The organism is Dictyoglomus sp., from assembly GCF_049968615.1.
In the GTDB taxonomy this organism is placed as follows: Bacteria; Dictyoglomota; Dictyoglomia; order Dictyoglomales; family Dictyoglomaceae; genus Dictyoglomus; species Dictyoglomus turgidum.
Genome location: NZ_JBMFQK010000011.1, coordinates 31,532 through 49,353, shown reverse-complemented (window position 1 = coordinate 49,353; position 17,822 = coordinate 31,532). Strand labels below are relative to the sequence as shown.

20 protein-coding genes are annotated in these 17,822 nt (G+C 34.3%); 19 read left to right on the top strand and 1 reads right to left on the bottom strand.

The window, feature by feature from the left end; translation table 11 throughout:
* Nucleotides 1-6 precede the first annotated feature (6 nt).
* The 19 genes from ACP5QL_RS07925 (at nt 7) to lgt (ending at nt 16,832) form a co-directional block, all read left to right on the top strand.
* Nucleotides 7-888, top strand: coding sequence for a branched-chain amino acid ABC transporter permease (locus ACP5QL_RS07925; protein WP_012583298.1), 882 nt, complete (start codon nt 7-9; stop codon nt 886-888).
* A complete protein-coding gene (locus ACP5QL_RS07920; RefSeq protein ID WP_012583299.1) occupies nt 888-1,871 on the top strand; it encodes a branched-chain amino acid ABC transporter permease in 984 nt (327 codons plus the stop codon). Before ACP5QL_RS07925 ends, ACP5QL_RS07920 begins: the two co-directional genes overlap by 1 nt.
* Complete coding sequence (locus ACP5QL_RS07915) at nt 1,868-2,647, top strand: ABC transporter ATP-binding protein (RefSeq protein WP_012583300.1); 780 nt, start codon at nt 1,868-1,870, stop codon at nt 2,645-2,647. Before ACP5QL_RS07920 ends, ACP5QL_RS07915 begins: the two co-directional genes overlap by 4 nt.
* On the top strand, nt 2,634-3,338 hold the full coding sequence (locus tag ACP5QL_RS07910; protein WP_012583301.1) for an ABC transporter ATP-binding protein: 705 nt from the start codon (nt 2,634-2,636) through the stop codon (nt 3,336-3,338). The genes ACP5QL_RS07915 and ACP5QL_RS07910 overlap by 14 nt, the downstream gene beginning before the upstream one ends.
* Nucleotides 3,339-3,344: 6 nt before the next feature.
* Entirely contained in the window at nt 3,345-3,989 is a 645-nt protein-coding gene (locus ACP5QL_RS07905; protein ID WP_012583302.1) for a CBS and ACT domain-containing protein, read from the top strand.
* 91 nt (nt 3,990-4,080) lie between these two features.
* Complete coding sequence (locus tag ACP5QL_RS07900; protein ID WP_424662414.1) at nt 4,081-5,298, top strand: acetate/propionate family kinase; 1,218 nt, start codon at nt 4,081-4,083, stop codon at nt 5,296-5,298.
* Nucleotides 5,298-5,837, top strand: coding sequence for a YceD family protein (locus ACP5QL_RS07895; protein ID WP_272995661.1), 540 nt, complete (start codon nt 5,298-5,300; stop codon nt 5,835-5,837). The genes ACP5QL_RS07900 and ACP5QL_RS07895 overlap by 1 nt, the downstream gene beginning before the upstream one ends.
* Nucleotides 5,837-6,028: a 50S ribosomal protein L32 gene (gene rpmF, locus ACP5QL_RS07890; RefSeq protein ID WP_012583305.1), complete on the top strand. Its 192-nt coding sequence runs from the start codon at nt 5,837-5,839 to the stop codon at nt 6,026-6,028. Before ACP5QL_RS07895 ends, rpmF begins: the two co-directional genes overlap by 1 nt.
* 20 nt (nt 6,029-6,048) lie before the next feature.
* Complete coding sequence (locus ACP5QL_RS07885; protein ID WP_012583306.1) at nt 6,049-7,035, top strand: beta-ketoacyl-ACP synthase III; 987 nt, start codon at nt 6,049-6,051, stop codon at nt 7,033-7,035.
* Between the two features lie 20 nt (nt 7,036-7,055).
* On the top strand, nt 7,056-7,973 hold the full coding sequence (fabD, locus tag ACP5QL_RS07880; RefSeq protein ID WP_272995658.1) for an ACP S-malonyltransferase: 918 nt from the start codon (nt 7,056-7,058) through the stop codon (nt 7,971-7,973).
* Between the two features lies 1 nt (nt 7,974).
* Nucleotides 7,975-8,715, top strand: a complete 741-nt coding sequence (gene fabG / locus ACP5QL_RS07875) for a 3-oxoacyl-[acyl-carrier-protein] reductase (RefSeq protein ID WP_012583308.1) — start codon at nt 7,975-7,977, stop codon at nt 8,713-8,715.
* 42 nt (nt 8,716-8,757) lie between these two features.
* Nucleotides 8,758-8,997, top strand: coding sequence for an acyl carrier protein (acpP, locus tag ACP5QL_RS07870; RefSeq protein ID WP_012583309.1), 240 nt, complete (start codon nt 8,758-8,760; stop codon nt 8,995-8,997).
* 63 nt (nt 8,998-9,060) lie between these two features.
* Entirely contained in the window at nt 9,061-10,302 is a 1,242-nt protein-coding gene (gene fabF / locus ACP5QL_RS07865; RefSeq protein ID WP_428126701.1) for a beta-ketoacyl-ACP synthase II, read from the top strand.
* Entirely contained in the window at nt 10,299-11,015 is a 717-nt protein-coding gene (rnc, locus tag ACP5QL_RS07860; protein ID WP_012583311.1) for a ribonuclease III, read from the top strand. Before fabF ends, rnc begins: the two co-directional genes overlap by 4 nt.
* Nucleotides 11,002-14,250, top strand: coding sequence for an ATP-binding protein (locus tag ACP5QL_RS07855; RefSeq protein WP_273334215.1), 3,249 nt, complete (start codon nt 11,002-11,004; stop codon nt 14,248-14,250). The genes rnc and ACP5QL_RS07855 overlap by 14 nt, the downstream gene beginning before the upstream one ends.
* The gene (gene ftsY / locus ACP5QL_RS07850; protein ID WP_012583313.1) at nt 14,247-15,146 is read left to right on the top strand and encodes a signal recognition particle-docking protein FtsY; all 900 of its coding nucleotides are present in this window, start codon (nt 14,247-14,249) and stop codon (nt 15,144-15,146) included. The genes ACP5QL_RS07855 and ftsY overlap by 4 nt, the downstream gene beginning before the upstream one ends.
* The gene (locus ACP5QL_RS07845; protein ID WP_012583314.1) at nt 15,143-15,592 is read left to right on the top strand and encodes an N-acetyltransferase; all 450 of its coding nucleotides are present in this window, start codon (nt 15,143-15,145) and stop codon (nt 15,590-15,592) included. Before ftsY ends, ACP5QL_RS07845 begins: the two co-directional genes overlap by 4 nt.
* Nucleotides 15,593-15,609: 17 nt before the next feature.
* Complete coding sequence (locus ACP5QL_RS07840; protein WP_272995749.1) at nt 15,610-15,981, top strand: signal peptidase II; 372 nt, start codon at nt 15,610-15,612, stop codon at nt 15,979-15,981.
* Between the two features lie 20 nt (nt 15,982-16,001).
* A complete protein-coding gene (lgt, locus tag ACP5QL_RS07835; protein ID WP_428126682.1) occupies nt 16,002-16,832 on the top strand; it encodes a prolipoprotein diacylglyceryl transferase in 831 nt (276 codons plus the stop codon).
* Nucleotides 16,833-16,837: 5 nt separating this feature from the next.
* On the opposite strand, the gene ACP5QL_RS07830 is transcribed toward lgt, so the two are convergent.
* Nucleotides 16,838-17,773 carry a D-alanine--D-alanine ligase family protein gene (locus tag ACP5QL_RS07830; protein ID WP_012583317.1) on the bottom strand — a complete coding sequence of 312 codons (936 nt, stop codon included), beginning with the start codon at nt 17,771-17,773 and terminating at the stop codon, nt 16,838-16,840.
* Nucleotides 17,774-17,822: the final 49 nt, after the last annotated feature.

Here is a 17,822-nt window from a genome sequence, read left to right as displayed (position 1 = left end):
GAAAATATGCTTGAAAATATATTACAGCAGATTATAAATGGAATATCTTTGGGTAGTATATATGCCCTAATAGCTTTGGGTTACACTATGGTATATGGGATACTAAGGCTGATAAATTTTGCCCATGGGGATATATACATGCTTGGAGCTTTTATTGGGTTTTTTGCTCTTGGAAGCTGGAATATGCCTTTTGCGTTCGGCTTAATAGTGGCCATGTTGCTTACTGCAGTTATTGGTATCTTAGTTGAGAAATTAGCTTACAAGCCTTTAAGAAATGCTCCAAGAATTTCTCTTTTGATAACTGCAATAGGAGTATCTTTTTTTCTTGAAAATATAATGGTTCTTTTGGTTGGAGCAACTCCTCGAGCTTTTCCTCAAAAAATTCCTACCGAAATTTATTTTATAGGTGAACTTATAATTACTAACAAGCAAATAATTATTCTTTCTGTTTCGATCTTACTCATGCTGTTTTTACAATTTATTGTGAATAAGACAAAAATTGGTAGAGCCATGAGGGCAGTTTCTCAAGATAAAGAAATGGCACAGATGCTTGGTGTAAATATAGATAATGTTATAAGTTTCACTTTTGCTTTGGGCTCTGCTCTTGCTGCAGCAGGTGGTGTTCTAGTAGGGATGTACTTTAATAAGATTGAGCCTTATATGGGAGTTATGCCTGGTTTAAAAGCTTTTGTAGCTGCTGTTTTAGGTGGTATTGGAATTATCCCAGGAGCTATGTTGGGAGGATTTATAATGGGAATTGCTGAAGTTTTGGTATCGGGTTTTATATCCTCCACTATAAGGGATGCAGTTGCCTTTGTAATACTGATAATCATTCTTTTAATTAAGCCTACGGGAATATTAGGAAAATATATGAGGGAAAAGGTATAATGAAAAGGAATATTCTTACTTTAATTGCTCTTATAATTTTATTAGTCCTTGCAAGGCTTAGCCAAGGGCTTAATCCTTATTTTTATCAAATTCTCATTTTTTGGGGAATTAACTCTATCCTTGCTATGAGTTTGAACCTTATTAATGGTTTTACGGGGCAATTTTCTATAGGACATGCAGGTTTTATGGCTGCAGGTGGATATTTATCAGCTGCTTTGACCATTTATCATGGAGACAAGATTATAAAACTTTTAAGTTTTATGCCTGAAAGTATTAGTAAAAATATAGCCTTTTTTATTTTTCTTATTGCAGGAGGACTTTTCTCAGCATTATTAGGAATTATAATTGGTATTCCTACTTTGAGGTTAAAAGGAGATTATCTTGCCATTGCAACCTTAGGATTTGGAGAAATAATAAGGGTAATAATTTACAATATGGATGTAGTGGGAGGTGCTAGAGGTTTTCCTGGCATTCCTCAGCTCACTAATAGCGTTTGGGTGATGTTCTGGGCTTTTATTTGTTTTATTGTTTTATACAGGATGATAAATTCATCTCATGGTCGTGCCATAATATCTATTAGGGAAGATGAAACCGCATCCGAGGCTATGGGAGTAAATACAACTTATTATAAGGTTCTTGCCTTTTCCATTGGAGCATTTTTTGCTGGTGTAGCAGGGGGTCTTTTTGGACATTATTTAATGCTTCTTCATCCTGCAAGTTTCACCTTTATGAGATCAGTTGAAATTTTGCTTATGATAGTTCTTGGGGGACTTGGAAGTTTAACAGGCTCTATTATAGGAGCTTTTGTTTTAACAGTACTTCCTGAAGCTTTAAGAGGATTTTCAAGCTTAAGGTTAATTATTTATTCTTTGACTTTGATTGTTTTAATGCTTATTAGACCCACAGGTCTCATGGGGAATAAGGAAATATCATTGGGTAGTATTGTGAGAAAATTAAATAAAAGGATAGGGAATGTAAGATGAAAATCCTTGAAGTAAAAAATCTTTCTTGTGCTTTTGGAGGATTAATGGCAGTTTCAGACTTATCTTTTGAACTCCATAAGAATGAGATCTTAGGAATAATAGGTCCTAATGGGGCAGGGAAAACTACGGTTTTTAATTTAATCACTGGCTTTTATCTTCCTTTAAAAGGGGAGATAATATTTAATGGAAAAAATATAGTGGGACTTAAACCTTATCAAATTACTAGGTTAGGTATAGCAAGAACCTTCCAAAATCCGAGATTGTTTAAGAAACTTTCGGTTATGGAAAATGTCATGATAGCTATGCATAAAGTATACAATGCTCATATGCTGGATGCTATTTTACAAAACAAAAGATATAGCGTAGAAGAAAGTCTTCAAAAAGAAAGGGCAGAAGAAATCCTGGAGTTTTTTGGATTGTATAGGAGAAAGAATGATACTGCAGAAAATTTACCCTATGGTGAGCAAAGAAAACTTGAGATTGCAAGAGCATTGGCTACAAATCCTACTCTTCTTCTCTTAGACGAGCCTGCAGCAGGAATGAACCTAAACGAATCTTTAGAGCTTGTGGATTTGATAGCAACTATTAGAGACAAATTTGATTTAACAGTCTTATTAATAGAGCACCATATGGAAGTAGTCATGAATATCTGTAAAAGGATTATTGTACTTGATTTTGGAATGAAAATAGCAGAGGGAAATCCAGAAAAAGTAAGAAATGATCCTCGAGTGATTGAAGCTTATTTAGGTAAGGAGGTAAAAGGTGTTATCCATTAGAGATCTTCATGTTTATTATGGTGGAATAAAGGCTCTTCAAGGTATAAATATTGATGTAAACGAAGGAGAAGTGGTAGCTCTTGTAGGAGCAAATGGAGCGGGAAAGACCACTACTTTAAGGTCCATATTCCGCCTTACGCCTATTGTTAAAGGAGATATTTTCTTTTATGAAATAAATCTAACTAAGGTTCCTACTCATAGAGTAGCTTCTCTTGGAATAGCTCATGTTCCTGAGGGAAGAAGAGTTTTTCCTAATATGACTGTTAGGGAAAATTTGGAGATGGGAGCGTTTCTAATAAAGGACAAGAATATAATCAAAAATAATCTTGATTTTGTTTATTCTTTATTCCCAAGACTTAAGGAAAGGGAAAAACAGCTTGCCGGAACACTAAGTGGTGGAGAACAACAAATGCTTGCAATAGGGAGGGCGTTAATGTCCAATGCAAGACTTCTTCTTCTTGATGAACCTTCCATGGGACTTGCTCCTCTCCTTGTTCAGGAAATCTTTTCTGTTTTAAAGAAGATAAATGAAGAAAAAAGAACTTTGCTTTTGGTTGAACAAAACGCTAATATGGCCTTTTCCATAGCCCATAGGGTTTATGTAATGGAGACCGGAAAAATAGTGCTTTCTGGGACTACTCAGGAAGTTGCCAATAATGAGGCTGTTAAGAAGGCCTATTTAGGAGGTTGATTTAAAATGCTTGTTAGAATGAGAATGACAAAAAATCCTATAAGTGTTTCTCCAGAGACATCTATTTTGGAAGCATGGAAGATTATGCAGGATTCTCAAGTGAGAAGACTGCTTGTGATGGAGAAGGGGAAGCTTGTGGGAATTGTTACCGAGAGGGATTTAAGATCAGTCTCTCCCTCTCAGGCTACTTCTTTAAGTATTTTTGAAATAAATTATTTATTAGAGAAGTTGAAAGTAAAAGATGCCATGACCCCTAATCCTATTACTGTTGATGCTGATGCTCCTATCGAGGAAGCAGCTTTAATTATGAGAAATAACAAGATAAGTGCTTTGCCGGTTATTGAAAATGATGAGGTGGTAGGTATAATAACTGAAAGTGATATTTTTAGAGCGTTCATTGAGATGCTTGGTAATGGGAAGAAGGGGTTAAGATATACTTTAAGAATAAAAAATACTCCTGGCGAGATAGCTCATATTGTAAGCCTTATAGCTAAGGAGAATATAAACATAATGAGTATGGCTACTTTTCCAGCGGAAGACACGGAAGATTATGGTTATTTAGTTCTTAGATTAGAGACCGAGGATCTTACTTTTGTAAACGAGATATTTAGAAAAAACAATATACCGGTAGTGCATATACGTAAAATTTAATAAATTATTAAAAACTCTTCCAAATGTTGTTAAAAAAATATCACCATAGTATAATTACGTGGAGAATTTCAAGGTAGAAAAGGAGGTAGCTATGAAGGTACTTGTTTTGAACTGTGGAAGTTCATCAGTTAAATATCAGGTTTTTGACATGAAGAATGAGAGTGTGTTAGCGAAGGGGCTTGCAGAAAGGATAGGGCTTGAAGGCTCAAGGATAGTTTATCAAAGGGGTTCAGAGGCGAAAAAAGTTTTCGAAATTCCTTTACCTACTCATAAAAAAGCTATTGAAGAAATTTTCAAATTATTAGTAGACAAGAACAATGGGGTTTTACAATCTTTAAATGAGATTGATGCGGTAGGGCATAGAGTAGTACATGGAGGGGATAAATTTGTAGAGTCTGTTCTTGTGAATGATGAAGTATATAGTATCTTTAAAGGGATACTTGATTTGGCACCTTTGCATAATCCTTATAATCTTCAAGGAGTTGATGCATGTTCAGAATTGATGCCAGGGGTCCCACAGGTTCTTGTATTTGATACATCTTTTCACCAAACCATGCCTGAAGAAGCATATATTTATGCTTTACCTTATGAGTGGTATGAAAAATATAAGATAAGAAGATATGGTTTTCATGGTACTTCGCATTACTATGTATCAAGAAGAGTAGCAGAACTAATAGGAAGACCTGTGGAAGAGCTAAAAATTATCTCTTGTCACTTGGGAAATGGAGCAAGTATAACTGCTATTAAAAATGGTAAATCTATTGATACCAGCATGGGATATACCCCGTTAGAAGGACTTGTAATGGGAACGAGATGTGGAGACATTGATCCTGCTATCCCTATTTTGTTAATGGAAAAAGAAAATTTAACTCCAAAACAGATAGATGAAATTTTAAATAAGAAAAGTGGTATTTTAGGAATATCCGGAGTAAGTAGTGATTTTAGGGATGTGGGTGAGGCGGCTGAAAAAGGCAATAAGAGGGCTGAATTGGCCTTAAAAGTTTTTGCTTATAGGGTAAAGAAGTATATTGGTGCCTATTATGCAATTCTTGGTGGACTTGACGTGCTAGTGTTTACAGCAGGCGTTGGAGAAAGGGGACCTTTGGAGAGAAGTTTAATATGTAGTGGTTTAGAGCATCTTGGTATAAAGCTTGATCCTGAGAAGAATAAAGTTAAAGGAGAGGAGTTAAGAATTAGTGCTCCTGATTCTAAGGTGGAAGTTTGGGTTATACCTACCAATGAGGAATTAATGATTGCAAGGGAAACAGTAAGAGTAGTAGGTGAAAAAATAATTAAGAAGGTGATATAGTGGAAATTTATCTTGCTGATTTACATTCAGAAGTAGGAAAGGTTTTTCATTTTGAGGAGGATTTTATTCCCCATTGTGAAGATATTTCTTTTATAGAACCTGTACATGTAAAGCTAAAATTAGTGAATTTGGGAAAAGAGGTTTTAATAAAAGGGTCTTTAAAAACAAAAATTAAACTTGTATGTAGTAGGTGTTTAAGAGAATTTCCTTATGAGCTTGAGGCAAAGATTCAGGAGATATATTTATGGGATATTCCTATACAAAGAAATATTAGCCCTGGAGAAATTATAGAACTTAAAGATGAGGATTTTAAGTTTGTTCTTGAAAAAGAAAGTTTATTTTTAGATCCCTTGGTGGAAGATATTATAAGATTGAATATTCCAGTTAAGCCTCTCTGCCGTCCAGATTGTAAAGGTTTGTGTCCTGTTTGTGGTCAAGATTTAAATTTAGGTGAATGCGAGTGCTCAAAGAAGATACAAGTTGACCCTAGGTGGGAGCCATTAATGAAGTTTATGGATAAAAAGGAGGGAAATAGGTAATGGGACTTCCAAAGAAAAAACTTTCAACTACAAGAAGAGATAGAAGATGGGTAAGGTATAAACTTAGTGGCGTGGCTCTTGTAGAGTGTCCTCACTGTCATAAGAAAATTAGACCTCATAGGGTATGCCCCTTTTGCGGGTATTATGAGGGAAGGGAAGTTATAGCTGTAAAGTCAGAAAAGGAAGAATAATTTTTTAAGGAGATTTGAAAATGGGTGTAGGGATAATAGGAATTGGGACGGCAGTTCCCTCTCGTGTTTTAACTAATTTTGACCTTGAAAAAATGGTAGATACATCTGATGAATGGATCACAACAAGGACGGGAATAAAAGAAAGGCGAATTGCAGATAATAAGACAACTCCTTCAGATTTAGGAGCAGAAGCAGCGTTAAAAGCTATAGAAATGGCAAAGATATCACCAGAGGAAATAGATTTGATTATTGTAACTTCTGCCTCACTTGAAATGGTTTTTCCTTCTATGGCTGCTATAATTCAGAACAAAATAGGAGCAAAAAATGCTGGTGGGTTTGATCTCTTGAGTGCATGCACAGGGTTTGTATCTTCGGTAATAACTGGTGCTCAATTCATAAGAACGGGAGATGTAAAAACTGTATTAGTGATAGGTACAGAAGTCCTTTCACGTTTTATTGATTGGGAAGATAGAAACACATGTGTTCTTTTTGGAGATGGTGCGGGAGCAGTAATTTTAAGAGAGGTCGGAGATAATTATGGTTTACTTTCTTGGAGTCTTCATTTAGATGGGTCTGGAGCAGATCTTTTAGCTATTCCTGGGGGTTGTGCTAAATATCCTTGTTCTGAAGAGGTACTTAAGAATAAGCTTCATTATATAAAAATGAATGGAAGAGAAGTATTTAAATTTTCTGTAAGAGTAATAGGTGAGGTTACTGAGGAAGCGCTATCAAAAGCAGGTTTGAGTTCAAAAGATCTTAATTGGCTTGTTCCTCATCAAGCAAATATAAGAATAATTGAAGCTGGTGCAGAAAGATTAGGTATACCCCTTGATAAGGTGGCTATTAATCTACAAAAATATGGAAATACTTCTACCGCTTCTATTCCTCTTGCTTTGGAGGAGCTAATAAAGGAGAAAAAATTAAAAGATGGGGATATTGTAGCGTTGGTAGGTTTTGGAGCTGGATTATCCTGGGGTTCAGCCGTAATGAGGTGGAAGGAAATTTAAATTTTATTGAGGGTGAGGTTATGAGTGTATTTGTTTTTCCAGGACAAGGTTCTCAATATGTAGGTATGTTCTCAGAATTTTTAGATAAGGAAGAATTTAAAGATTACTTTGAAAGAGTTAAAGAGGTAGTAGGAGAAGATTTTATTAAAAAAGTGCAAGAGGGTCCTGAGGATGTTTTGAGAGATACAAGAATATCTCAGCCAGGGATTTTTATTGTTAGTGCAATTTTATCTGATTATCTTATGGAAAATGGTGTAATTCCTAAATATTTAGTTGGCCATAGTTTAGGAGAGTATTCTGCATTTTATGCAGGTAAGGTTTTTAATTTTGAAACTGGATTAAAGCTTATAAAAAAGAGAGCTGAGGTTATGAGCAGTGTGGCTGAGAGAGTAGATGGGGGAATGTGGGCGGTAATAGGAGATTTAAGTGAGATAGAAGAGAGTCTTATGGAATTGCAAAAAGAAGAGATACCTTTATGGGCTGCGAATTATAATGCACCATCACAGTTGGTATTGTCTGGGAAAAAAGAAGCCTTTGAGATATGGTATTCGAAGATGAAGAATAAGGTAAAAAAGGTTGTGCCTCTTTCTGTGAGTGGTCCTTTTCATTCACCATTAATGAGAGAGGCTGAAGAAATTTTTAAAAGTTATTTAGAAAACATAGAATTTAGTGATCCTAAAACTTATATTGTAAGTAGCACTACTGGTGACGTGGTTAAGAGTAAAGAAGAAGCAAAAGAAATACTTGTTAAACAATTTACATCTTCAGTAAGATGGATAGATGCCATTAATAAGCTTACTGACTTGGGAGAGAGGATTTTTATAGAGGTTGGTCCTGGAAAAGTTCTTCAGGGATTGATAAAAAAGATAGATTTCAATGTAAAAGTTTTAGGCGTAGAAAAGGTAGAGGATCTTGAGAAAATAAGGGGGGAGTTATAATATGTTGAAAGATAGAGTAGCTTTAGTTACAGGAGGTAGTAGAGGAATAGGAAGGGCTATTGTGCTCTCTTTTGCAAAAGAGGGGGCAAAAGTTTTAATAAACTATAAGGGTAATGAAAAAGCAGCTATGGAGACTTTAGAGGAAGTAAAGAAGATAGGTGGTGAGGGAGAGGTATTTAAAGCTGACGTTAGTATAGAAGAAGAAGTTGATAAGATGTTCAATTTTGTACTTGAAAAATGGGGAAGGTTAGATATATTAGTTAACAATGCAGGAATAACAAGAGACAATTTACTAATAAGAATGAAGAGTGAAGAGTGGGATCAGGTGATAAATACAAATTTGAAAGGTGTTTTTTACTGTACAAGGTCGGCAGTGAAGATCATGTTGAAACAAAGATACGGTAGAATAATAAATATTTCATCAGTAATAGGTTTGAGAGGGAATATAGGTCAAGCAAATTATGCTGCTGCTAAGGCAGGTATAATAGGCTTTACAAAGGCTGTGGCAAAGGAGGTTGCTTCAAGAGGGATAACAGTAAATGCGGTTGCACCAGGATTTATTTTGACAGATATGACTGAGGTTTTGTCTGAGGAGATGAAGAAAAAAGCCCTGGAAGAAATACCTATGGGAAGATTTGGAGATCCTAAAGATGTGGCAAGTGCTGTAAAGTTTCTTGCATCCGATGAGGCAGGGTATATAACTGGAGTAGTTTTAAGTATTGACGGAGGACTTTCTATTTAGTATTTTCTATAAAGTTAACATAGGAAGGAGGTGAAGGGATAAATGGATGAGAGCACCATTTTTGAAAAAGTCAAAAAAATAATTGTGGATCAACTTAGAGTAGATGAGAATCTTGTTACTATGGACTCAAATATTCAAGAAGATTTAGGAGCCGACTCTTTGGATGCAGTAGAGCTAATAATGGCATTAGAAGAAGAGTTTGGTATTGATGTGCAAGATGAAGAAGCTGAAAATTTTAAGACTGTGGGTGATGTAGTAAGGTATATAGAAAAGAGGCTATAATATTCGTAAAAGGGTACTGGTAAAAATCCAGTACCCTTATTTTTAAAGGGGGTATTTCGTTTAATGAGGAGAAGAGTTGCGATTACAGGTTTAGGTGTTATTTCTCCTGTTGGAATTGGAAAAGATGTTTTTTGGGAGAATATTAAGAAAGGGAAATCAGGAATTTCTTTTATCTCAAAATTCCCAACTGATGATTTTCCTACAAAAATTGCAGGTGAAGTAAAAGATTTTAACCCTGAGGAGTTCATAGATAAAAGAGAAGCAAGAAGACTTGATAGATTTTCCCAATTTGCTATTGCTGCTACAAGGCTTGCTCTTGAAGACTCAGGATGGAATCCTACAGAAGAGGAGAAGGAAAATACTGCTGTTATTGTTACATCTGGAATAGGTGGTTTTGAGACCTTAGAGAATCAATTTAGATCCTTATTTGAAAAGGGACCAAATAGGATTAGTCCTTTTCTAATACCTATGGTTATCATAAATATAGCCTCTGGAAATATTTCTATCTTCTTTGGATTTAAGGGGCCTAATTATTCTCCTGTTTCTGCTTGCGCCTCTTCTGCTCATGCTATTGGTATTGGCTATAGATTAGTCTCTACAGGAGAAGCGGATTTTGCTATTGTTGGAGGAAGCGAAGCTTCCATAACTCCAATGGGAATTGCTGGTTTTTGTGCTCTTCAAGCTTTATCTACTCGAAACGATGAGCCAGAAAAGGCAAGCAGACCTTTTGATGCAAAGAGAGATGGCTTTGTCATGGGAGAGGGAGCAGGAATTCTTATTCTTGAGGAACTTAATCATGCTATAAATAGAGGTGCAAGAATTTATGCAGAAATAGTTGGTTTTGGTGCGTCGGATGATGCATATCATATTACTGCTCCAGATCCCGAGGGGAATGGTGCAATTTTGTCTATGAAAAGAGCGATTAAAGATGCAGGTATAAATCCAGAAGATATTAATTATATAAATGCTCATGGGACTTCTACAAAATTAAATGATAAAATTGAGACTCTTGCTATAAAGAAGGTTTTTGGAGAGTATGCATATAAAATCCCTGTAAGCTCAACCAAATCTATGGTTGGACATCTCCTTGGAGCAGCAGCTTCTGTAGAGTCTATAGCTACAGTATTGTCCATATATGAGGGTATAATTCATCCTACTATAAATTATGAGGAGAAAGATCCAGAATGTGATTTAGATTATGTACCTAATGTAGCACGTAAATGGGATATAAAATATGCTTTAAAAAACTCCTTTGGTTTTGGAGGGCAAAACGCTACGCTTATATTTAAGAAGTATGAAGGATGAGAGACAGGAATATAAGAAATGTAAAAGTAGAAGATATAGTAGAAAGAGTAAAGGAGAAAACTAGGGTTTCTTTTAATGACAAAGACTTATTAATAGAGGCCTTGACTCACCCTTCTTTTAAGCATGAAAATCCTAATTTCAAACAGGATAATCAAAGGCTTGAGTTTCTTGGAGACGCAGTTTTAAATATGATAATTACCGAAATTCTATTTCAAAGATATAGAGAGGCATCAGAGGGATTTTTAACTCAAAAGAGAATTTATCTTGTGAAAGAAGAGACTCTATATAAAAAGGCAAAAAGCCTTGATCTTGGAGAATTGATTTTGTTAGGGGTAGGAGAAGAAAAACAAGGTGGAAGAGATAAAATTTCGATTCTAAGTGATCTTTTTGAGGCTTTTATTGGAGCTCTCTATTTGGATAAAGGATATGAGTATACCAAAAATTTTGTGGAGGAAATTTTTAAAGAAGAGATAGAAAGTATAGAGATGGAGGTTGACTGGAAAAATCTTTTACAGACTTATCTTCAAAAAGAGGGTAAAAAGCCTCAATATATCGTGTCTCGAGAAGTAGGACCTGAACATGACAAGACCTTTTATGTGGAATTATGGATTGATGATGAGAAGATATCAGAAGGAGAAGGAAAAAATAAAAGAGAAGCAGAAATTAAGGCAGCCCAAAAAGCTTTGGAGAAGATAAAAAATGATCTATCTTAAGAGTTTAGAACTTACTAATTTTAAATCTTTTATTGGAAATAATAAAATTCCTTTTTCTCAGAAATTCACTGTTATTACAGGTCCTAATGGGAGTGGTAAGAGTAATATACTGGATGCTATTCGGTGGGTGCTTGGTGAGCAAAGAATAAAGGCGCTAAGGGCAGAAAAAACTGACGAGATTATATTTGGAGGAAATAGGTTTTATTCTAAGGCTAACTATGCAAAAGTAGAACTCTGTCTAAATATTTTCAACGAAGATTATTTTATTAGTAGGAAGCTGTATAGGGATGAGGATAGCGAGTATTATCTAAATGGTAAAGGGGTTAGGTTAAAAGATGTACAGTTTTTCCTTAATAATTTTGGGCTTGGTAAGTATAGTTTTGTTTTTTTAGGTCAGGGAGAGATCGACGAGTTAATTTTAAAGGAAAATGGAAGAATAAGAGAATTGATAGAAAATATTGCAGGTATTTCTGGATATCATGAAAAGGTGAAAGAGTTGTTGCTTAAATTAGAAGTAATCGAAAGCAAATGGCAAGAGCTGGAGGAAAAACGAAAAGAGCTTTTAGGGGTAATTGAGGAGTTAAGGGCGGAGGTAAGAATTGCTGAAAGATATAATGAATTGAAAAATAAGTTGGAAGATGTGAGAAAAACTTTAGCTTTTATTAATTTGAGAAAGATAAAGGAAAATATTGAGAAGTACTTAATAGAAAAAGAAAAAGCTGAAAAAAGACTTTTGGAACTGAACGAATTAATCTCTGAAAATTTAGCTAAAAGAGAAAATCTTAATAAAGGGTATGAAAAATTAGTGGAAAAGGTATCAAGCTTGGAAGAAGTTTTAAAGAGCATAGATCAAAGAATATACGACCTTAGCCTAAGGGAGAACATCTATGTTGAAAAGAAAAAAATTCTTGTTGAGAATCTAAAGAATATTGAGAAGGAAAAAATTCTTTTAAAAGATAAAATCTTGGAATTAAAAAAGAGAGAAGAAGAGATTGGAAATCTTTTTCAGGATTTTAATCATGATGAGTTTTCAAAAATTGAGATAGAGCTTAAGAAGAAGGAAGATTATCTTCAAGATCTTATTGTAAAAAAAGGAAAGATAGAGGATAAAGTAAAATCCTTTGAGGTTTTGAAAGATCAGCCAGATATTGAAGAATTAAAGTTCGTAAAGGAGAAATTGGAAAACTTTATTGTTAAATATAGGAAGAAACTTGAGACTTTAGAAAGGTATAGGGAAGAGATAGAAAGTAAACTTTTAGAGGAAAGTAAGATTTTGAAAAAGAAAGAAGATACTTATGAAAAGAATAGAATAGAGATACTAAAGCTCAACAATATTCTTGCCGAGTTAAAAGAAGCCACTCTTGAGAATCTCCCCCGTGGAGTTAGAGAACTGTTAGTATATAAAAAGGACAAAATTCATGATATCTTAAAAAATCTCATAAATATACCTAAGGAATACATGGTGGCTCTATATAACTTTTTGGGGAATACTATATACGACATCGTTGTTGACGATGAAAATACTGCAAGAGAATTGATAGGCTATTTAAAAGAGAGAAAACTTGGCTGGGCCACTTTTAGACCTCTTACCTTATGTAGAGATGAAAGAATAAGAGAAATCCCTCAAGAAATTTCTAATGTTGTAAGAGCCATAGATGTGATTGAATATGATCCCAAATATGATAGATTAATCAAAAATGTGTTAGGGAATGTATTAATCTTTACAGATTTTCAGACAGCCTCAAATTATAAGAATCTTCTTTGGGAAGGCTGGAGGATTGTTACTGTTCAAGGGGAGGTATTTCATCCTTCAGGGACTATAAGTGGAGGAGTTAGGTTTGGAGTTGAAGTGGCTCTTAATACGGAGAGAGCGATCCTTGATGCTGAGGAGAAAATAAGAGATTATACTGAGGCAAATAACTTTTTAAAGAGGGATATAGAAGAATTAGGAATTAGCATTGAGAAAAATAGGAAGCTAAAGCAAAAGTTAGAAAGTTTAATGTTAAGAATAGAAAATAAAATAAATGAAAAAGAGAAGGCTCTTGTGGAACTTGAAAAGAAAATTAATTTATATGAGGATTATCTTAAAGAGGGAAGGATTGTCTTAAGAGAATTTGATTCCCTACTCAAGGAAATTGAGAAAGAAAAGTTGGAAGTTGAAAATCTCAGGAAAAGTTATGACGAAAAGAGAATTAGAAAAATTGAGGTTGAAAAAGATTTAACATTAGTTAAGGAAAATCTTAATGGCTTAAAAGAAAGATTAGAAGATTTAGAAGAAGAAGAGAAGAGAGTTAGAGATGAACTAATTTTGTTGGAGAAGGCTTTGGATGAGTGCAAAGATGAATATGAGAAAATAAATAGTGAGAAAGAAAATTTTGTAATTGAAAATAAAAAATTTCTTGAAGAAGGGGAAAGAATTAAGAACGAGATAAAAAGGCTTGAGAGAGAATGGCAAAAATTGAGAGAAGAACTTGTGATTCTTGAGGAGAGAAAAAGAGATTTACAAGAAAGGATCAAAGAATTAGAAATGGAGTATGATAAAAACTATAAAGATGGATTAGATGTGAAGATAAATCTTTCTGAAGAGGAATTAAAGAAATTGGAATCAGAAATAATTCAAGAGATGGAATCTTTGGGTCCAATAAATTTCCTTGCTGAGACTAAGTTGAAAGAAGAGGAGTCAAAATATAAATCTCTTCTTTTCCAGATAGAAGATATTGAAGGTTCTATTAATTCATTAAAAAAGATTATAAAAGATACAAGGGAAGAAGCAGAAAGAAGATTTTTAAACGCTTTTAGTTCATTCAGAGATAGGGCTAAAAACAATTGGAAATTATTCTTTCCAAATGCGGAGTTTGATTTGTTAATTGAAAATGAGAAGGAGGTCCTTGATTCAGAAGTAAAGTTAAAAATTTCTTCTCAGAAAAAGAATTGGAAAAGTTTGTTGATGCTTTCAGGTGGTGAAAAGAGTATAGTAGGGATTGTACTCCTTTTATCGGCTGTAGAACTTGCTCCTGTAAACTTTTGTTTTTGGGACGAGATAGATGCGGCTTTAGATAATCAGAATGCTCAAATTTTGGGAAAGAAGATAAAGGAGCTTAGTGATAGAAATCAGTTCATTCTTATTAGTCATAATCCTGTCTTGATGCAGCATGCAGATATAATATATGGAGTAACTTTGAATGAAAAGGGAGCATCTCAAGTTTTATCTTGGAAGGTAAAAGAGGAGGTATGAAATTGAGTTTCTGGGATAGATTGCCAAAAATAAAAGGATTTGCAGAAAGACTGCAAAATATTTTTAAATTTTCAAGAGTTGATACGGAACTTTTAGATGAACTTGAAATGGAACTTATTCAGAGCGATTTAGGGATAGAACTTACTAATGAGATAATAGGCGAAATAAAGAAAAGAAAGATATCAGATATGCAAGAGCTTAGAGATTTTCTATTTGATTTCTTCAAAAGTATATTGGATGGGTTAGACTATAAGCTAAGGCTTTATGATAATAGGTTGAATGTAGTGATTTTCATAGGAGTAAATGGTACAGGAAAGACAAGTACTGTGGGTAAATTTGCATATTATCTTAAGAACTTGGGCTATTTTCCTATTATAGCTGCTGCTGACACCTTTAGAGCTGCTGCTATTGATCAAATAAAAAGATGGGGTGAGAGAGTAGGAGTAGATGTTGTAGCTCAAAAAGAGGGTGCTGATCCTGGAGCAGTGGTTTTTAATGCTATTGAAGCTGCAAAGGCAAGAAATAAAGATGTTCTTCTTGTGGATACTGCTGGTAGAATGCATACCAAAAGTAATCTGGTTGAGGAACTTAAAAAGATAGAGAAAATAGTGGAAAAAACCTTAGGATATCCCCCCTCAGAGAATCTTGTAGTGATAGATGCTACCTTAGGACAAAATGTGGTAAGACAGGTAGAGATTTTTCATAATGCAGTAAACTTAACAGGAGCTGTACTCACTAAGTTAGATGGAACTGCTAAAGGAGGAGTGATATTTAACGTGATAAAAAGATTTAATATACCTGTAAAGCTGGTTACCATTGGTGAGGAGTTGGATGATTTGAAGCCTTTTGATCCCAATGAATTTGTTGAGTCCTTTATACCGGAGGTAAAGATATGATAAGAAAAGCAAAGATAGAAGACATACCCGAAATTCATAAAATAATCAATGAATTCGCAGAAAAAGGTCTGCTTCTTCCCAGATCCTTAAGTGATCTTTATGAAAATATTAGGGATTTTTACATTCTTGTTATTGATGGAAAGGTAGTTGGAACATCCGCTCTGCATATTATATGGGAAGATTTGGGTGAAGTAAGATCGGTCATTGTAAAAGATGAGTATAGAGGTAGGGGATATGGGAAGAAGCTTGTAGATACATGTTTGAGAGAAGCTAAATTTTTAGGCCTAAAAAGAGTACTTGCTTTAACCTATATTCCAGAGTATTTTAAAAAACTTGGTTTTGTTGAAGTAGACAAAAGAACATTACCTTTTAAGGTATGGAGTGACTGTGTTAAATGCCCAAAATTCCCTGACTGTGGGGAAATAGCTCTTCTTTACTACTTATGAAATACTTGTTAGTTCTTTTGATTTTTCTCTTAGACAGGATCACTAAAGAGCTCGCAGAAAGAGGCTACTTTAGCAGATTAAATATTGATTTTTTCTTGAATTTTTACCTTACTCATAACTATGGTGTTGCTTTTGGAATTGATATTGCACGAAAAATCATTTTAATCTTTAATTTTTTAGCTCTAATTGTCCTTGTTCTTTTGTATAGAAAATTTGGATTTATAGGACTTGCTTTTATTTTAGGTGGACTTCTTGGGAATTTATATGATAGAGTTTTTTATGGATATGTGATAGACTTTATTCATCTGAGGAACTTTTTTGTTTTTAATTTGGCAGACCTTTTTATTAGCTTAGGAGGGGTATTAGTATTTTTTAAACTAATAAAGTGAGAAGGAGGTAGAGAGAAGAGATGTATCCAAAATTACTTACAATTCCACAATTCCAGTTTTTGAAGTACAAAATAGGACCAATTGTTATTTACTCATGGGGAACATTTGTGGCTCTTGGTTTTCTCATCGGTATACTCCTTGCTATGAGATGGGCTAAAAGGGAGAATATTAATCCAGATCATGTGCTCAATGTGGCGGTATGGAGCATAATCTCCTCCATAATAGGAGCAAGAGCGGTCTATGTAATTAAGTACTGGAATGCTTATAAAACTAATCCTATCACTATCTTGCATCTATGGGATGGCGGATTAATATTTTTTGGAGGGTTCCTTGTAGCATTAGTTGTAGTTTTGCTTTATTTGAAAAGGTATAAGATTGATTATTGGAAGTTTTTAGACATATTAGCCCCTGCTGTTGCTATAGGAAGTGCTATAGGTAGAATTGGATGTTTTCTTAATGGTTGTTGTTATGGGTATGAGACTCCTCTCCTTTGGGGAGTAAAGTTTCCAAATGTTTATGGATATAGACATGCAACAGAACTTTACTATACAATAGCTTTTCTTATTGTGTTTATATATCTTTTGAGAGTTAAAAGTAGAAAGACCTTTGACGGAGAAGTAGCAACTAATTTCTTTATTTACTATTCTTTTGCTTTTTTCCTTGTAGAAATCTTTAGAGATAATCCCCGTAATTTCCTTTATTTAACAGGTTCTCAGACTGTTTCTTTACTTTTAATTGCTTTTGGTATCTACGCTTATAGGAGAAGAAGAGCAGGGCGTCCTATTATTCCAGAGCAATGCTTATTCTGGAAGATTATGACTGCAAAGCCTAAGGTCAGTAAAAAAAGATAATTCATTTATATGACTTTAAGGGTTGCTTTTATGAAATTATCTATAAGGTCAGGAAATTCTATACCAAAAGCTTTTGCAGCTTCTGGGTATAGGCTTGTTTCTGTCATTCCAGGAATGGTGTTTACTTCTAAGACGTAGATATTGTTTGTGTTTTCTTCTACGATCATATCTACTCTTGAGAGGTGTCTACATCCGAGGGCTTGGTGAGCTAATATGCCAAGCCCTTGGGCTTTTTCATAGACTTCCTTAGGTAGCCTTGCGGGAATTATATGATCTGAAAGTCCTGGGGTATATTTGGTTTTATAATCGTAAAATCCTGTTTTAGGTATGATCTCTATGAGGGGTAAACATATAGGCTTGTTTACATCATAAATTCCTGCAGTAATTTCTATTCCTTTTATGTATTCTTCCACAATAATATTTTCATCGTATTGAAAAGCAAGTTCTATACCTTTTAATAATTCTTCCTCTTGGTTAACTAATGAAAGACCAATAGTGGATCCCTGGGTTGCAGGTTTTATAATCCACGGTTTTTTAAGGTAGGATAAGTCTTTTAAAATTTCATTTAAATCTCTTGTTTCAATTTCTTTCTTAGATAGCTCTTTCCATTTAGGAGTTGGGATTTGATGGAAGGTGAATATCTTTTTTGCCATCATTTTATCAAGAGCAAGAGCACTTGCAAGGACGCCGGATCCCACGTAAGGAATACCTAAAAGTTCAAGTAATCCTTGAATAGTTCCATCTTCTCCATATTTACCATGAGCAGATATAATAGCCACATCAATTTTTGATTTTTTAATATTTTCAACCACATTTTCATCGATAGGGATTTCAATATAATCATATCCCTTTAACTTTAGGGCATTTATAATATTGCGAGCTGTTTTTAAAGCAATTTCTTTTTCACTTGACTTTACGCCAATAAGAACCCCAACTCTCATACTGTAAGAGTCTCCTTTCTTTTTCTTTGTTTTATTTAAAGATTTTACA

Bases quoted from the DNA above. Each gene is read 5' to 3' on its own strand.
- ACP5QL_RS07925 (WP_012583298.1), top strand. From the start codon at position 7: ATGCTTGAAAATATATTACAGCAGATTATAAATGGAATATCTTTGGGT.
- ACP5QL_RS07920 (WP_012583299.1), top strand. From the start codon at position 888: ATGAAAAGGAATATTCTTACTTTAATTGCTCTTATAATTTTATTAGTC.
- ACP5QL_RS07915 (WP_012583300.1), top strand. From the start codon at position 1,868: ATGAAAATCCTTGAAGTAAAAAATCTTTCTTGTGCTTTTGGAGGATTA.
- ACP5QL_RS07905 (WP_012583302.1), top strand. From the start codon at position 3,345: ATGCTTGTTAGAATGAGAATGACAAAAAATCCTATAAGTGTTTCTCCA.
- ACP5QL_RS07900 (WP_424662414.1), top strand. From the start codon at position 4,081: ATGAAGGTACTTGTTTTGAACTGTGGAAGTTCATCAGTTAAATATCAG.
- rpmF (WP_012583305.1), top strand. From the start codon at position 5,837: ATGGGACTTCCAAAGAAAAAACTTTCAACTACAAGAAGAGATAGAAGA.
- ACP5QL_RS07885 (WP_012583306.1), top strand. From the start codon at position 6,049: ATGGGTGTAGGGATAATAGGAATTGGGACGGCAGTTCCCTCTCGTGTT.
- fabD (WP_272995658.1), top strand. From the start codon at position 7,056: ATGAGTGTATTTGTTTTTCCAGGACAAGGTTCTCAATATGTAGGTATG.
- fabG (WP_012583308.1), top strand. From the start codon at position 7,975: ATGTTGAAAGATAGAGTAGCTTTAGTTACAGGAGGTAGTAGAGGAATA.
- acpP (WP_012583309.1), top strand. From the start codon at position 8,758: ATGGATGAGAGCACCATTTTTGAAAAAGTCAAAAAAATAATTGTGGAT.
- fabF (WP_428126701.1), top strand. From the start codon at position 9,061: ATGAGGAGAAGAGTTGCGATTACAGGTTTAGGTGTTATTTCTCCTGTT.
- rnc (WP_012583311.1), top strand. From the start codon at position 10,299: ATGAGAGACAGGAATATAAGAAATGTAAAAGTAGAAGATATAGTAGAA.
- ACP5QL_RS07855 (WP_273334215.1), top strand. From the start codon at position 11,002: ATGATCTATCTTAAGAGTTTAGAACTTACTAATTTTAAATCTTTTATT.
- ftsY (WP_012583313.1), top strand. From the start codon at position 14,247: ATGAAATTGAGTTTCTGGGATAGATTGCCAAAAATAAAAGGATTTGCA.
- ACP5QL_RS07845 (WP_012583314.1), top strand. From the start codon at position 15,143: ATGATAAGAAAAGCAAAGATAGAAGACATACCCGAAATTCATAAAATA.
- lgt (WP_428126682.1), top strand. From the start codon at position 16,002: ATGTATCCAAAATTACTTACAATTCCACAATTCCAGTTTTTGAAGTAC.
- ACP5QL_RS07830 (WP_012583317.1), bottom strand. From the start codon at position 17,773: ATGAGAGTTGGGGTTCTTATTGGCGTAAAGTCAAGTGAAAAAGAAATT.